The 14,129-nt window shown below is 71.6% G+C and carries 14 protein-coding genes and 1 pseudogene; 7 read left to right on the top strand and 8 right to left on the bottom strand.

Going from position 1 to position 14,129, the window contains the following annotated elements; translation table 11 throughout:
- The 6 genes and pseudogenes from BM290_RS29700 to BM290_RS29675 form a co-directional block, all read right to left on the bottom strand.
- Positions 1-795 (bottom strand): hypothetical protein, encoded by a 795-nt coding sequence (locus tag BM290_RS29700; protein ID WP_093619200.1) that lies wholly within the window; start codon positions 793-795, stop codon positions 1-3.
- A gap of 191 nt (positions 796-986) precedes the next feature.
- Positions 987-2,444, bottom strand: a complete 1,458-nt coding sequence (locus BM290_RS29695; RefSeq protein WP_093619199.1) for a TldD/PmbA family protein — start codon at positions 2,442-2,444, stop codon at positions 987-989.
- Between the two features lie 16 nt (positions 2,445-2,460).
- Positions 2,461-2,616 (bottom strand): annotated as a pseudogene (locus BM290_RS51115) (hypothetical protein); the annotation flags it as partial.
- A 69-nt stretch (positions 2,617-2,685) separates the two neighbouring features.
- Positions 2,686-4,122 (bottom strand): TldD/PmbA family protein, encoded by a 1,437-nt coding sequence (locus tag BM290_RS29685; protein ID WP_093619198.1) that lies wholly within the window; start codon positions 4,120-4,122, stop codon positions 2,686-2,688.
- 31 nt (positions 4,123-4,153) lie between these two features.
- On the bottom strand, positions 4,154-4,711 hold the full coding sequence (locus BM290_RS29680) for a Uma2 family endonuclease (RefSeq protein ID WP_093619197.1): 558 nt from the start codon (positions 4,709-4,711) through the stop codon (positions 4,154-4,156).
- Positions 4,712-4,779: 68 nt separating this feature from the next.
- Positions 4,780-6,540, bottom strand: coding sequence for a prolyl oligopeptidase family serine peptidase (locus BM290_RS29675; protein WP_239143746.1), 1,761 nt, complete (start codon positions 6,538-6,540; stop codon positions 4,780-4,782).
- Positions 6,541-6,633: 93 nt separating this feature from the next.
- Between BM290_RS29675 and mshB the strand changes: the two genes are divergently transcribed.
- The 3 genes from mshB to BM290_RS29660 all read left to right on the top strand — a co-directional run bounded on the left by mshB (position 6,634) and on the right by BM290_RS29660 (position 8,593).
- Positions 6,634-7,500: an N-acetyl-1-D-myo-inositol-2-amino-2-deoxy-alpha-D-glucopyranoside deacetylase gene (gene mshB / locus BM290_RS29670; RefSeq protein WP_177319952.1), complete on the top strand. Its 867-nt coding sequence runs from the start codon at positions 6,634-6,636 to the stop codon at positions 7,498-7,500.
- Positions 7,497-8,048 carry a hypothetical protein gene (locus BM290_RS29665; protein WP_239143747.1) on the top strand — a complete coding sequence of 184 codons (552 nt, stop codon included), beginning with the start codon at positions 7,497-7,499 and terminating at the stop codon, positions 8,046-8,048. Before mshB ends, BM290_RS29665 begins: the two co-directional genes overlap by 4 nt.
- An 80-nt stretch (positions 8,049-8,128) precedes the next feature.
- The gene (locus tag BM290_RS29660) at positions 8,129-8,593 is read left to right on the top strand and encodes a hypothetical protein (RefSeq protein ID WP_093619195.1); all 465 of its coding nucleotides are present in this window, start codon (positions 8,129-8,131) and stop codon (positions 8,591-8,593) included.
- Positions 8,594-8,675: 82 nt separating this feature from the next.
- Here the strand turns inward: BM290_RS29660 and BM290_RS29655 are convergent, their stop codons facing one another.
- Positions 8,676-9,635: a GNAT family N-acetyltransferase gene (locus tag BM290_RS29655; protein WP_093619194.1), complete on the bottom strand. Its 960-nt coding sequence runs from the start codon at positions 9,633-9,635 to the stop codon at positions 8,676-8,678.
- 78 nt (positions 9,636-9,713) lie between these two features.
- Between BM290_RS29655 and fdxA the strand changes: the two genes are divergently transcribed.
- The 4 genes from fdxA to BM290_RS29635 are packed head-to-tail and all read left to right on the top strand — an operon-like array spanning position 9,714 to position 13,107.
- Positions 9,714-10,040, top strand: a complete 327-nt coding sequence (gene fdxA / locus BM290_RS29650; protein ID WP_071804777.1) for a ferredoxin — start codon at positions 9,714-9,716, stop codon at positions 10,038-10,040.
- Positions 10,037-11,137 (top strand): succinyldiaminopimelate transaminase, encoded by a 1,101-nt coding sequence (gene dapC / locus BM290_RS29645; RefSeq protein ID WP_218163303.1) that lies wholly within the window; start codon positions 10,037-10,039, stop codon positions 11,135-11,137. The genes fdxA and dapC overlap by 4 nt, the downstream gene beginning before the upstream one ends.
- Positions 11,137-11,808, top strand: coding sequence for an SIMPL domain-containing protein (locus BM290_RS29640; RefSeq protein ID WP_093619192.1), 672 nt, complete (start codon positions 11,137-11,139; stop codon positions 11,806-11,808). Before dapC ends, BM290_RS29640 begins: the two co-directional genes overlap by 1 nt.
- 51 nt (positions 11,809-11,859) lie before the next feature.
- A complete protein-coding gene (locus tag BM290_RS29635; RefSeq protein ID WP_093619191.1) occupies positions 11,860-13,107 on the top strand; it encodes a DUF4407 domain-containing protein in 1,248 nt (415 codons plus the stop codon).
- Between the two features lie 6 nt (positions 13,108-13,113).
- Here the strand turns inward: BM290_RS29635 and BM290_RS29630 are convergent, their stop codons facing one another.
- The gene (locus BM290_RS29630; RefSeq protein ID WP_239143748.1) at positions 13,114-13,725 is read right to left on the bottom strand and encodes a hypothetical protein; all 612 of its coding nucleotides are present in this window, start codon (positions 13,723-13,725) and stop codon (positions 13,114-13,116) included.
- Positions 13,726-14,129 lie beyond the last annotated feature (404 nt).

The following is a 14,129-nucleotide window of genomic DNA, read 5'->3' as shown; positions in this document are numbered from 1 at the left end:
TCAGTTGATGATGCGCAGGTCGGTGAACCAGTCGGCGGCGAGACCCATGATGTAGAAATCGGTCAGCGCCAGGGTGCCGAGCGTGATCCAGGCCAGCTGCATGTGGCGGGTGTTGAGCTTGGACACAAACGTCCAGAAGCGATAGCGCACCGGGTGCTTGGAGAAGTGCTTGAGCCGGCCGCCCGCGATGTGCCGGCACGAGTGGCAGGACAACGTGTACGCCCACAGCATGATCACGTTCACCCAGAGGATGACGTTGCCCAGCCCCAGGCCGGTGGTCTGCGCGTGGACGGCGTCCCAGGTGTTGATCACCGAGATGATCACGGCGGCGTAGAACGCGTAGCGGTGCGCGTTCTGGAAGATCAGCGGAAACCGGGTTTCGCCGGAGTAGCTCTTGTGCCCGTCCGGCACCGCGCACGCCGGCGGCGACAGCCAGAACGCCCGGTAGTACGCCTTCCGGTAGTAGTAGCAGGTCAACCGGAACAGCAGCAGGAACGGCAGGGTGAACGCCGCCTCCGGGAGGAGGAAGAACTTCGGCAGCGGGGTGCCGAACATCGCCGCGTCCCCGCACGCGTCGGTTATGCAGGGCGAGTAGAACGGGGTCAGATAGTGGTACTCGTCCACGAAGAACCACTTGTGCATGAACACCCGGACGGTGGCGTAGGTGACCCACGCGCCCAGGCCGATAAAGGTCACCAGCGGCGCGAGCCACCACCGGTCGGTGCGGAGGGTCCGCGCCGCGATCGCCGCGCGCGCCTTGCCGCCGCCGCCCGGCCTCGTTGCCGTCGTCGTCATTCCATCTCCCTGACAGTGCCGTGTGCAGGGTCGCGACCAGACGAGATCAGGGCACAGTGATGCCCCGCTCCGCCGTCGCGCCGCGACAGTGATGTGGGGCACACGTTACGCCGAAGGTCAGACTCTTTGCGGACTGGGTCACAAAAACATCATCCCGGCGGGCAAAGATCATCGCCTATGAAGTAAGTGATCTATCCCGAGGCGTTGCCGGTGACGTTCCACTCGGCCAGGTGCAGGGCCGGCGCGGCATAGCGGGCCCGGCCCCACGACTCCGGCAGCAGCACCGTCTCGGCGCCGATCCCGAGCACCCGCCCCGGGCCGAGCGCCCGCGGATAGGACTGGGTGAACCGCACGTTGCTCACCGCCGAGGTGACCTCCCCATCCTCCACCAGCCACACCCCGTTACGGGTCAAACCGGTGATGACCAGCGCTTTCGGGTCGAGCACCCGGGTGTACCAGAAATCGGTGATCAGCAGCCCCCGGCGCACCCCGGCGACCAGCGGACGGGCCGAGTCGGCGATCACGCCGGTGCCGCCCGCCCCCGGTGCGGCGCCCGGCACCGCAGCCGCCTCCAGGCGTAGATGCGTGGCCTTCGGGCCCCACGAGCGCGACACCGGCGAGGCGTGCCCGGTCGGCTCGGCGCCCGCCAGTGCCGCCGACGTCCGGTCATGGGTCACCGCGGTGGTCACCCCCTCCCGCACCAGGACCAGCGAACGGCGTGGCGTGCCCTCGTCGTCGAACGGCAGATCGGCGGCCGGCTCCTCGCGGCTGCCCAGCGGCTCGTCCACGATGGTCACCGACGGATCGAACTGCTCCCGGCCCAGCTCGGCGAAGCTCTGCTGCTGGTGGTGGGCCTTGCCGTCGAAACCGAAGACCGCGAGGTTTTCCAGGACGTCACGAACCGCGTCCGGCTCCAGCACCACCTCGTAGTGGCCGGGTGGCAGCTCCACCGGGCCACGGGCGGCGCGGGCCTTCGCCGCGGCACGGGCGCCGAGCACCGCGCCGTCCAGGTCGGCCAGCCGGGCGGCGGCCAGCCGGGCCACCCCGTCCGCACCCTCACAGCGGGCGATGCCGTCCATCGCGGCCTCCGCGGTACGCCCCTCGACCGCCTGGCCCGCGCTGTTGGCGAAGGCCGCCGACACATACACCGTGCGGCAGTAACCGGCCGTCTCCAGGCCGCCCGCCGCCCGCACGAAGTCGCCGACCCGCTCGGCGCGCTCGGCCGGATCGGCCCGCGCGGTCGCCTCGTCGAACCCGAACGCCAGGCCGGACCGCTCACCCGAGCCCGGATGGCCGGCCGACAACCGCAGCGGCGCCGGCGGGGCCAGCCCCGGCCACGACCTGTCCACCGGTGACACGCGGACCGCCGCGAGGGTCCGCTCGACCAGGGTCCGCAGGCCGTCGGCGCTGGTCACCGTCGTCGAGCCGCCCGCTGTACGGCCGTCGGCGTGCAGCCGCAACCGGACACCGGTCACCGCCGAGGCCACATTTTGATGGATCGTCGAGTTGGCGAACCGGGTCAGCGCCTCGGCGTCGTGCCGGACGTTCACCTCGGCCTCCGCCGACCGGCCGGCCAGCTCCCGCACGATCCCGATGACCCGGGCCGCCAGCTCCAGCTCGGCCCCGGCCCGTCCGCCCTCGCCGCTCATGCCACCACCTCCGCCGTCAGGAAAAATCCGCGCCGCGAGAGCCCGCGTTGCGAGAGCCCGCGTTGCGAGAGCCCGCGTTGCGAGAGCCCGCGTTGCGAGAGCCCGCGTTGCGAGAGCCCGCGTTGCGAGAGCCCGCGTTGCGAGAGCCCGCGTTGCGAGAGCCCGCGTTGCGAGAGCCCGCGTTGCGAGAGTCCGCGCTGCGAGAGCCCCTGCAGGAGAGACCCTTGTGGGGGAAACCCGCTCATCCACGCACCCCCACCCGGACGTTCGTGAAACGGGCCGGCGCCGCCGGATGACCGGTGTGCCCGATCTGGCCGGGCTGGCCCTTGCCACAGTTGGGGGTGCCCCACGCGATCGTCTCGTTCGACAGCATGTCCATCGATTGCCAGAACCGCGGCCCGATCCCGGTGTAGGTCGGGTTACGCAGCATCCGCCCCAGCTTCCCGTTCTTGATCTCGTAGCCGATCTCGCACCCGAATTGGAAATTCAGCCGGCGGTCGTCGATCGACCAGGACCGGTTGACATCCATGAACACGCCGTCGCCGGTGGCCGCGATGATCTCGTCGAGCGTGTGCGGGCCCGGCTCCAGGCCGACATTCGTCATCCGCACCATCGGCAGCCGGGACCACCCGTCCGACCGGACACTGCCCGCGTAGTCGAGCCCGGCGATCGCCGCCGAGTCACGCCCGGCCAGCACCCCCACCCACAGGCCGTCACGAACCGCGTGCCGCTTGACGGCCGGGGTGCCCTCGTCGTCGAAGCCGAAACTGCCCAACGCGCCCGGGAACGTCGGGTCGATCGTGATGTTCATCAGCTCGGACCCGTAGCGCAGCGAACCCAACCGGCTCAGGTCCAGCCAGCTCGTGCCGGCGAACGCGGCCTCCCAGCCGAGAATCCGGTCGAGCTCGATGGCGTGCCCCACCGACTCGTGGATCTGCAGCGCCAACTGCTCGCCACCCAGCACCAGCGTCGTCTCACCGGACGGGCACAGCGGCGCCGTCAGCAGCGCCCGCGCCTCCTGCGCCATCCGCGGCGCGTTGCCCACCAGGTCGATCTCCTCGACCAGCTCCCAGCCCCGGGTGCCGAACTGGCCCCGATGCGACGGCCAGGACCGGCGCTGCACCTCGCCGTCACCGATCGCGATCGCGGTCACGCCCGCGCCGCACTCCCGGATGTGCTGCTCGATGCGGTGGCCCTCGCTGGAGACGAACCACTTACGCGTATCCCACACGGCGTAGTTGGCCTCGGCCACATCGGCGCCCTCGGCCTTCGCTGCCTCGGTCGCCCGGACGAGCAGATCGCCCTTGTCCGACAGCGGCACCCCGAGCGGATCGATCACACAGTCGGAGGCCCAGCTCGCGGTGATCGGGCCGGCCGGCACCAGATCGGCCGGGAGACCCGGGACCGCGGCACTGGCGGCGGCGATCTGTGCGGCGCGCCTCCCGGCGGCCCGCGCGGACCCCTCGGCGAGATCGGGAACGGCGTAGAAGCCCCACCCGGAGCCGACCAGCGCTCGGACGCCGAGCCCCGCGCTCTCGTCGAAGCCGAGATCCTCGACATCGCCGTCACGGGCCGACATGGTCTCGGATCGCCGCACCATCACCCTGGCATCGGCATAGCGGGCGCCGGCGTCGAGCGCGGCCTGCACCGCCGCCCCCGCCTCATCGAAGTGGGTCATGACCCGACCCTATGCGCCGGGTACGACAGTTTCAGCGAGGCGGCAGCAGATCCGCCGGATCGATGGTCGCGACCACCGGCTCGGTGAGCTCCAGCAGCTCGCCGGGCGAGGCAGTCGCGTGCTCCCGATAGTTGGCGCCATCGAGCTTGTAGAGGGTGAATGTCGCGGTTTTCGGCGCGACGAGGAGATACCAGGGGATGCCGGCATCCGCGTAATACCGCATCTTCAGTACCCGGTCCGTAGTGGCATTCGACGGCGAGAGGATCTCGCAGACCAGCCGGACGGCTGAGGCGTCGACGACGAGTTCCTCGAGGTCGATCATGGTGGTGATCGCGAGGTCGGGAATGGGGATCCGATTGGTGCCGACCCGCACGTTGATGCCCTCGAAGACGAGGAGCCCGATCGACTCCGCCGGAGGTGTCAAGGTGATCAGCAGCTTGCCGGCGAAGCGCTGATGAATCGGCGTCGGTCCAGGGGTCACGTGCAGGCTCCCGTCGAAAAGCTCGATGCGCTCGGGCGTTTCGCCGATGGCCAGGAACTCCGACTCGGTCCAGGTCGTCCTTTTGCCGAGAAGAAGGGAAGGTGTCATGGCGTCTCCCGGGTTGTCGGGTGACGATTGTCGCATAGGATCATGCTCCATGACTAGCTCCCTGATGACTAGCTCCCTTTCAGGAAGGTTAGCTCCTCCTCGAAGGTGATGGCAGACCGCGACGGGAAACCGTCCAGCTCAGCGCCGACCAGCAACACGTCCGGGGACGTCCCGGCCTCGCGCAGACTGTGGTGGGCGTACACGTCGGGGGAGTCCCCGCGGTCGCCCAGATAGCGCTCCGCCACCGGCCCCGGCAGCTCCGCCCAGTCCACCACCGGCCGGTGCGCCACAGCCCGGTGGAAGACCTCCGGCCGGCGCAGCACGGCCAGCGCGGCCAGCCATCCGCCCAGCCCGCGGCCGCGCACCGCGACCCGGGTGAGGTCGAGGTCCGGGTGCTTGCCCTGCAGGGCGTGCAGGGCGTCGGCCTGGTCGCCGAGCACCACGTCGGCCAGGCGCCGGTGGACCGCCTTCTCGAAGCTGGGGGCCACTCCGGGCGTACCCCTGGAATCGACGCTGACCACGGCGAACCCGGAGTCGGCGAATCGCTGTCGCGCCACCCACGCCGCGGGGTCCGCGACGACCTGTTGATGCCCGGGCCCGTCGCCCAGGGTGATCAGCACCGGAAGCCGGGTGCCGCCGACGTGCCCGGTGGGGTAGCGGACCGCGGCCGGAAGCCGCCGGTCGGTGACCCGTTCCAGCGCCGGCGCCGGATGCCCGGGAAGATCCGGCGCCGGGGACCGCAGCGTGATCACCCGATCGCCGTGCCACACCCGGTTCCCGGCGACCAGCACGTCGCCGCCGACGGTGACCCGGTCCGCGCCGGTGAGCGGCGCCAGCCGGGAGACCTCGGGCCCGCCGCCGCCGAGCGAGGTGCGGACCCGGAACACCTCCCGCACTGCCGGGTCGCCGAGGCTGCCCTCGACGATCAGGTCCGGGGCGCCGGCCGGGCCGCCGGGCCGCGGCAGGGTGCCGGCCACCCGCCGGACGTAGAGGCCGGGCGGGGTGAGCAGGCTGCCGTCGGCGAAGAGGCAGCGCGCGTCGAAGCCGTCGTGGGCCAGCTCGCCGCCGACCAGCACGCGCCCGTCCGGCAGGTGCCGCGGCGTGCCCGGGATCGGCTCCACCCAGCGGGCGTCGGCCAGTTCGGCGTGCACCTGCGTCTCACCGGTGCGCGGGTCGATGGAGAGCACCAGGCCGTGCTGCTGCATCCGGCGCAGCACGGTGATCAGCGGACCGCCGCCGACCCAGCGGACCTGCGCCAGATAGGGGTAGGTCTCGCGGTCCCAGTGCACGTCGACCCAGCCGTCGTCCAGGTCGAGCAGATGCAGGCTGACCGTCCGGGCGCTGCGCACGGCCAGGATCTGCGATCCGTCCGGAGACCACCACCACCCGCGGGTACGCCCGAACTCGCCCGCCCACGTCCCCGGCATCCCCCACGAGATCGTCCCGCCGTGCTCGCGCCACGCGTTGCCCGGCTCCCCGGCCAGCAGCCGATCCCCGTCCGGCCCGGTGACGTGCAGCGACGCCGCCTCCCCGGGGTCGGTCAGGTAGCCGATGGACCGGCCCGCCGGGTCGGGCCGGGCGTCGAAGGCAGGCCCGGCCGTGGGCAGTGCGGTGACGGCGCCGGTGACCAGGTCGGCCCGGAACAGCTCACCCTCCCGGACGACGGCGGCGACCCGGGCGTCCCGGTCGGTCGCGTAGGAGCCGACCGGCCCCTCGACGACCCGTCGTTCCACCCCGGCGGGCAGGTCGAGCAGCCAGAGCTCCGACGAGCGGAGGAACACGACTCGGGCGCCATCGGCCCCGACGGTCACGGCGTACGGGTACTCCACAACCCCAGCATCGCCGATCGGGGGCGACTCGCGCCGGGCAAACCGCGGGCTGGTGGACCGAACCCGTCGGTGGTCGCGCGTACAGTATCGGCCGTGACTGAAGAGTTGCCCGCCCGCCGCCTGCTGCTGGTCCACGCGCACCCCGACGACGAGGTGATCGGCACCGGCGCGACCATGGCCCACTACGTCTCCACCGGAGCCCACGTCACCCTGGTGACCTGCACCCTCGGCGAGGAGGGTGAGATCCACGTCCCGGAGCTGTCCCGGCTCGCCGCCGCCGAGGCCGATCAACTGGGCGGATACCGCCTGGTCGAGTGGGAGCGCGCCTGTGCCGCCCTCGGCGTCACCGACCGCCGCATGCTCGGCGGCCCCGGCCGCTACCGTGACTCCGGCATGATGGGCCTGCCCACCAACGAGCACCCCCGCGCGTTCTGGCAGGCCGACCTCGACGAGGCGGCCGGCCACCTGGTCGAGATCATGCGTGAGATCCGCCCGCAGGTCATGATCACCTATGACGAGAACGGGTTCTACGGCCACCCCGACCACATCCAGGCCCACCGGGTCGCGATGCGCGCCGCCGAGCTGGCCGACGCCGACGGCCCGGAGAAGATCTACTGGACGGCCATGCCGCTGAGCGTCCTGCTGGACGGCATGGAGGCGTTCCGCGAGTCGGAGAGCAACCCGTTCGCCGATGTGGAGAAGGCCGACGACCTGCCGTTCGGCACGCCCGACGAGGAGATCGCGGCCCGCATCGACGGCACCGACCACTCCGCGAAGAAGACCGCGGCGATGCGCGCCCACGCCACCCAGATCCCGGACAACTCCTGGCTCTACGGGATCGCGGGCGACTTCGGCGGCGAGTTCATGGGCGTGGAGTACTACACGCTCGTCAAGGGCACCCGCGGTCCCGGCTCGGGCCCGTTCGGCTGGGAGAGCGACCTGTTCAGCGGGCTGGCATGACCGGCGACATACCGGCCGCCGCGACGGAGGAGCAACCGCCCGCGCCGTATGCGGATCAGCCGGCCACCCCGCCGGACGCCGTCGGCGACACCGCCCTCCGGGTGGCCGGCATGGCCGTGGCGCTGGTCGCCACCGTGTTGACCGCCTTCCTCGAGCTGCAGCTGAGCGCGCTGCGGCTCGGGGCGTTCGGGGCGGTGCTCGACGGCGACTCGCCGTATGTCGGGACCGGCGCCCCGCTGCCGCTGGCCGTCCCGCTGGCGATCGGGATCAATCTGGTGATCTGCTGGTTCGCCGTGTCGACGACCGGCCGCCGCTGGGCGGCCGGCCCGCCGTGGGCGCTGTGGACGCTGATCATGCTGGCCGCCGCCGGCACCCGCACCGCCGAGGGCGATTACCTGGTCGGCGGGACCAACTGGGTGGCCCTGGTGACCATCCTGGCCGGCAGCCTGACCTTCGCGGTGTACGTGTACCGGATGATCCTGACCCCGCTGAACCGGGCCGGCGATCGCCCGGTGAGCAAGGACAGCGAACTCTCAGGCAGCGTCTAGGAATCCAGGGGCCCCATCGGCCAGGATGAGCGCTAGGATCCCGCCACGAGATTTCCCGGTAGCTCTTTCTGGAGGACGAGATGAGGCAGCAGCGCTGGTTCCGGATCACGGTGCTGGCCGTCGCCCTGTTCGCGGTCAACGTGATCGCCCGGCTGGTCATCCGGCTCTCCTCGGAGGACGACAGCGGTCAGGGCATCGCCTCGATCGTCATGTTCGCGGTGATCGCGGTGATCCTGGCCGTGCTGACGTTCCTCCGGTCGCAGCGGCAGGCGCCGAGCGACTGGCTGCCCGACGTCGGGTTCGGCGCTCTCGGCGGCATGGCCCTGACCGTCCTGGTGGGACCGTTCGTCAGCGGACACGGCCCGTTCGCCAACGGGGCGGGCGACTTCTTCGCGCAGATCTGGCTCTACGCCGCCTGCGCGATCGCGGGCACGCTCATCGGCTACTGGATCGCCGTCATGCTGGGCCGTGACTACCGGTCCCGCGCGCTGAAGGCATACACCGAGGCGCGCAAGGCCCGCCCCCGCCGGGTCGTCGGCCGCTAGCCCCGGCCCGCGCCGCTTCCCCGGCCCGCGCCGCTTCGCTGGTCAGAGCGGCGCTTCGCTGGTCAGAGCGGCGCTTCCCTGGTCAGAGCGGCGCTTCCCTGGTCAGATAGGTGTGGTGGGTGCTGAAACCGAGCCGGCCGTAGAGCGCGACGGCCGCCGTGTTCCGCTCCTCCACCTGGAGGTAGGCGCGGTTGGCGCCGCGCTGGGACGCCCAGTGCGCCAGCGCCCGCACGACATGCCCGCCCAGGCCGCGCCGTCGTGCGGCCGGGGCGGTCTGCACCAGCGACACGCCGAGCCAGCGATCCGGGCCGGTGACCGCGCCGCGCGCCACCGCGAGCAGCTTGCCGTCGGTGTCGCGGACGTGGGCGAACACCCGGTCCGGCACGCCGTTGAGGATGGTCAGCGCGGCCGCCGGCAGGGTGCCCTTGTGGTCGGCGACCATCGCATACCAATCGTCGCCGGCCGCGTCGGCCAGGTCGACCGGCGGCAGGTCGGCGCGGGCGGCGGCGGTCAGCATCGGGGCCAGCGCGGCGGTCTGCACCAGGGTCAGCGGCCGGCTCGTCCAGCCGCGCTCGTCGAGGCTCGCGTTCACCGGCGCGGCGAGCGGCAGCGGCGCGTTGATCAGGGGCTGCTGGCCGCGCTCGCCATACCACCGGACGACCGCGTCGATGGCCTCCTCCAGCGTGCGATCCGGGTCGCCGACGGCGAGCGCCGAGTTGGCCCGGCCGGTCCAGTTGTCGGCGGCGCGCAGCAGCCAGCCGCCGAGCCGGCCGCGCACCGGTGCCGGCCACGCCTCGTCGGCGGCGAGCTCGAGCGCGATGACGGAGGCGGCGTTGGGCCGGCGCGCGGCGGGCACCCGCTTGGCCCGGTGCACCTCGCGCAGGGGCACCCGGACGGTGCCTTTGTCGGTGGCCAGTGTGAGATCGGTCTCCGTGAGGTCCACGAGCTCACCCAGCGCATCCGTGAAGAGCGTGCGGTCCCCGGATACGCCTACAATTCGCCGTACCACCACCCGGTGTCCCACATCCTGCTGTCGGAGCACGCATTACCTCCCTCGGCGGGAATACTAGGCTCTGCAACTCGTCGTCGACTTGCGGCGTGGCTTTGAAGGGAAAGATCCGTGACCTACATCATCGCTGAGCCCTGCGTCGATGTTCTCGACAAGGCGTGCATCGAAGAATGCCCGGTCGACTGCATCTACGAGGGCAACCGGATGCTCTACATCCACCCCGATGAGTGCGTCGACTGCGGAGCCTGCGAGCCGGTCTGCCCGGTGGAAGCGATCTTCTACGAGGACGACGTGCCGGAGCAGTGGAAGGACTACACCAACGCGAACTACGAGTTCTTCGAGGATCTCGGCTCGCCCGGTGGCGCCTCCAAGGTCGGCAAGATCGAGAAGGACGCGACGTTCGTGGCCGCGCAGGCTCCTCGCGGGGACGCACACTGAGCGCTCTGTCGTCGGCCCTGCCGGACTTCCCCTGGGACCTGCTGGAGCCGGCCAAGAAGCTCGCCGCGGCGCACCCGGGCGGCATCGTGGACCTGTCGATCGGCACCCCGGTCGACCCGGTTCCGGCGTCGGTCCGGCAGGCCCTCGCGGACGCGTCCGACGCGCCCGGTTACCCGTTGACCGCCGGCACGCCCCAGCTGCGTGCCGCGATCGCCGGCTGGCTCGCCCGGGAGTGCCGGGCGAGCGGTGACCTCGGCGTGCTGCCCACGATCGGCTCGAAGGAGCTGGTGGCCTGGCTGCCGACGCTGCTCGGCGTCGGGCCCGGCGACGTGGTCGTCATCCCGTCGGTCTGCTATCCGACCTACGAGGTGGGTGTCCGGCTGGCCGGCGCCGAGGTGGTCCGGTCCGATTCGCTCACCGCGCTCGGCCCCGACCGCCGGATCAAGCTGATCTGGATCAACTCACCGTCCAATCCGACCGGCCGGGTGCTTCCCGAGCAGCATCTGCGCAAGGTCGTCGACTGGGCGCGCGAGCGGGGCGTCACCGTGGTCAGCGACGAGTGCTATCTGTCGCTCGGCTGGGAGACCACCCCGGTGTCGGTGCTCGACGACCGGGTGACCGGCGGCGACCACACCGGCGTGCTGGCCGTCCACTCGCTCTCCAAACGCTCCAACCTGGCCGGTTACCGTGCCGGTTTCGTCGGCGGCGACCCGGCCCTGGTCGCCGAGCTGCTGGCGGTCCGCAAGCACGGCGGGATGATCGTCCCGGCGCCGGTGCAGGCCGCCATGGTGGCCGCGCTGACCGACGAGAGGCATGTCGCGGAGCAGCGCGAGCGCTATGCGGCGCGCCGCGAGATCCTGCGGTCCGCGCTGGTCAAGGCCGGTTTCGAGATCAGTCACTCGGAGGCGGGCCTCTACCTGTGGGCGACCCGCGACGAGGACTGCTGGGTGACCGTCGACCGGCTCGCCAAGCGTGGCATCCTGGCCGCCCCGGGCGCCTTCTACGGTCCGGCCGCGGCGCGGCACGTGCGGATCGCCATGACCGCGACCGACGAGCGGGTGGCGGCCGCGGCCGATCGCCTGAGCGAACCGTTCTGATGCCGGAGGAGGCTCTCGCCGTGGACCGGACGATCGTGACAGTCCACGGCGAGGCACGCCGTGAGGTGCCCCCGGAGCAGGCTGTCGTCTCGGTGACGGTGTCCGCGCGGGATCGTGACAAGCCCACCGTGGTCACCCGCCTCACCGAGCGGTCGGCCGAGGTCGGGGCGATCCTGGACCGCTATGACGCGGCGATCGAGCGCCGGGAGACTGCCGGCCTGCACGTCTACGAGGAGTATCGGCGTCGCAGCGACCGCAGCCCGACCTACTCCGGCTCGCTGACCACCACGGTCACGGTGTCCGACTTCGACCCGCTCGGTGAGTTGCTGGCACAACTCGCGTCCGGCGAGTCCATCTCGGTGTCCGGCCCCTGGTGGCGGCTCCGGCCGGGCAGCAGAGCCGGAGCGGACGTCCGCCGGGAGGCTGTCACCGACGCCCTGGACCGTGCCCGGGAGTACGCGTCGGCGGTCGGCTCGGAGCTGGACCGCATCGTCGAGATCTCGGACGCCGAGGCGGCTGCCGCTCACCCGATGATGATGCGGGCGGCCGGTGGCGCGGCCGAGGCCGCCGAGGACAGTGCGGCTTTCGACCTCGATCCGCGGCAGCAGAACGTCGAGGCCCGCGTCCTGCTGCGGGTCACCATCACCGAGCCGACGGTCCTGCGCGCCTGATCCTGGCGAAAACGCCTCCGGGGGGCCGGGGAGTGGGCAAGACTCGGCAGCATGCGCAAGGGCCTCGGGCACCTGCTGCTGCGGGTGGCGAACGTGAATCCCCGAAGTGTCTCCACACACTCGGACCGCGTTCTGTATCGATCGATAGGCGTCTTCATCCTGCTCTACTTCGTCTATGCGACGGTGGGTGGCGCCGCGTTCATCGACGCCAGCTCCGGCTACGCCCATCCCTGGTACCAGTGGCTGGTCGGGCCGCTCGTGGCGATCGGTGTGGTCGCCTACGACCGGGCGGTCGTGGGCCGGGTGACGATCAGTTACGAGCGGCTGGAGTCGTCGGATCCCCGCCACCTGCTGCGCCGGCCGACGCTCGGCCTCTATCTGGGCCGGCTCAGCCTGGCGCTGCTGTTCGCGATCGTCATCACCGAGCCGCTGATGCTGGCCCGGTACCGTGGCGAGATCGAGGCCCGCCTGGCCCGGGTGCACAGTGAGCAGCTCAGCGATCTGGACGCGGGCGGCGCCGTCGCCGGCTACACGGCCCGTCTCGCCGAGCTGCGCAAGGAGACCGCCGCCGACGACACCGCGGTCCGCCGTCTCGTCGACCGGGCCGCCCAGAAACGCGAGGACGCCCGTCTGATGTACCGGCAGGCTCTCGACGACTCGGCCGGACGCGGCGTCACGCGCAGCCCCGGCTGCCCCCGCAACGGCTACTGCTACCAGTTGGTGCGCCGTTCCCGGGCCCTCGACGATCAGGCGGTCCGGCTGGAACGGCAGGCCGCCGCACTGCAGCACGACCAGCGCGACTCCCGGGCGGCCCGGGCCGGCGAGCAGTCCCGGCTGGCCGAACGGATCAGCGACGAACGCGCCACCAACGCCGAGGTGGTGCGCGGCGACTCCGGCTTCGGGGCCCGTACCGCGGCGATGTGGCACCTGATCCGTACCGACTTCTGGGGCGTCGGCGTCTTCTATCTGGGGATCGCGCTGCTGATGGTGGCTCTGGACTGTGCGGCGATCGGGCTCAAGCTGGTCTCCCGCGGCAACGCCTACGAGCGGGCCGAGGCGCGGGCCGCCCGGCTCCGTGAGCACGAGGCGTCCCTGATGCACGAACGTGAGATCCACGACGCCCGTACCTACGGCGAGGCCACCGCCAAGGTGATCGCCGACGGCATCGAGGCGGCCTCGCACGACGGCCGCCTCGCGCGCGCCGCCACCGACCGGGCCCGGCACGTCCTGCACGACGCGGTGGTGGTCGACCCGGCTCGGATCGAGCGCCCGATCCCGCGCCACCGCCTCAACGTCTGACCGGCATCAGGGGCGTACGGCCGTGGCCCGTACCGGAACGGTGTACGTCGCACCCTCACAGGCGGCGTCGCCTCCGGCCCGTACGGCGAGCGCGCCGTCGAGAATGAACGCCCCCACCGTGTTCCGTGGCACCTCCCACGAGACCGGGAACGCCTCCCGGGTGAACTCCACCGGTGGGTCGGCGCAGCCGGCGTCCCGATGGACCTCGTCGGCGAGCGCCGCCCCCTCGGCGGGCAGGATCTCGGTGACCCGCACCGGCGCCTCGTGCTGGTTGGTGACGGTGACCGTGAGATTGCCCGGAGCGCCCGGCCGCAGTGGCCGGCCCGGATCGGAGATGGCGGTCACGGTCACCTCCACGACGGTCCCGGAGGCCCAGTCGCGCTCGGCGGCCGGATTGTTGAACCGCCAGTAGGCCCAGGCGGCGCCCGCGTTCGCGAGCAGCGCCGCGATCGCCGCGGCGCCGAGGATGAGCCGGGCCCGCCGGTCGAACCGTCGTCGCTTCGCCGGATGCCGCACCTCCCAGGTGGGCTCCTCGTGGTCCGCGGCGCCGAGTTCGAGATGCGAGGGCATCCGGCCGTCGCTCTCGGTGAATTCGGGCAGGGTGTCGCGCCGATTCACGGAGCGACCCCGGTGGCAGCCGCCGCGCGGGGATCCCTTGGTTCGGGCATGCGGCTCGTTCCTCCTCGAGGGCCGGTGGAGAGATGCCGGGTTCGGCGCTCATATAACGTTCCCCGACGCGGATGTCCGATGTGATCGGTTTTCCGTCCGCCCTTCCCAGCGCATAAATCGGACAGGTCTGTCGTTACGGCTTACCCCTGCGGGGTGACGAAATCGATCGCCCGGCACCTGCAGCCGACGATCGGATCCCACCATAAACGGTCAAACCAGTCCTTATGCCAGGCTCTCCTTCGTGCCTCTCCGGCCGCGTCCCGCCCCCTTCCCCGATGCCGACTCGCGCCTGTCACCGTCACCCTGCGTACGTTCGAGCCCTCGGCGCCGCCGCACCGAGGGCTCGAACCATT

It is taken from the genome of Actinoplanes philippinensis, assembly GCF_900113015.1.
GTDB classification, from domain to species: Bacteria; Actinomycetota; Actinomycetes; order Mycobacteriales; family Micromonosporaceae; genus Actinoplanes; species Actinoplanes philippinensis.
Note: the sequence above shows the minus strand (reverse complement) of the source record. Positions and strands in the feature narration are given on the sequence as shown.

Coding starts and splice junctions, on each gene's coding strand:
- BM290_RS29700 (WP_093619200.1), bottom strand. CDS start 795: ATGACGACGACGGCAACGAGGCCGGGCGGCGGCGGCAAGGCGCGCGCG.
- BM290_RS29695 (WP_093619199.1), bottom strand. CDS start 2,444: ATGAGCGGCGAGGGCGGACGGGCCGGGGCCGAGCTGGAGCTGGCGGCC.
- BM290_RS29685 (WP_093619198.1), bottom strand. CDS start 4,122: ATGACCCACTTCGATGAGGCGGGGGCGGCGGTGCAGGCCGCGCTCGAC.
- BM290_RS29680 (WP_093619197.1), bottom strand. CDS start 4,711: ATGACACCTTCCCTTCTTCTCGGCAAAAGGACGACCTGGACCGAGTCG.
- BM290_RS29665 (WP_239143747.1), top strand. CDS start 7,497: ATGACCGGCGACATACCGGCCGCCGCGACGGAGGAGCAACCGCCCGCG.
- BM290_RS29660 (WP_093619195.1), top strand. CDS start 8,129: ATGAGGCAGCAGCGCTGGTTCCGGATCACGGTGCTGGCCGTCGCCCTG.
- BM290_RS29640 (WP_093619192.1), top strand. CDS start 11,137: ATGCCGGAGGAGGCTCTCGCCGTGGACCGGACGATCGTGACAGTCCAC.
- BM290_RS29635 (WP_093619191.1), top strand. CDS start 11,860: ATGCGCAAGGGCCTCGGGCACCTGCTGCTGCGGGTGGCGAACGTGAAT.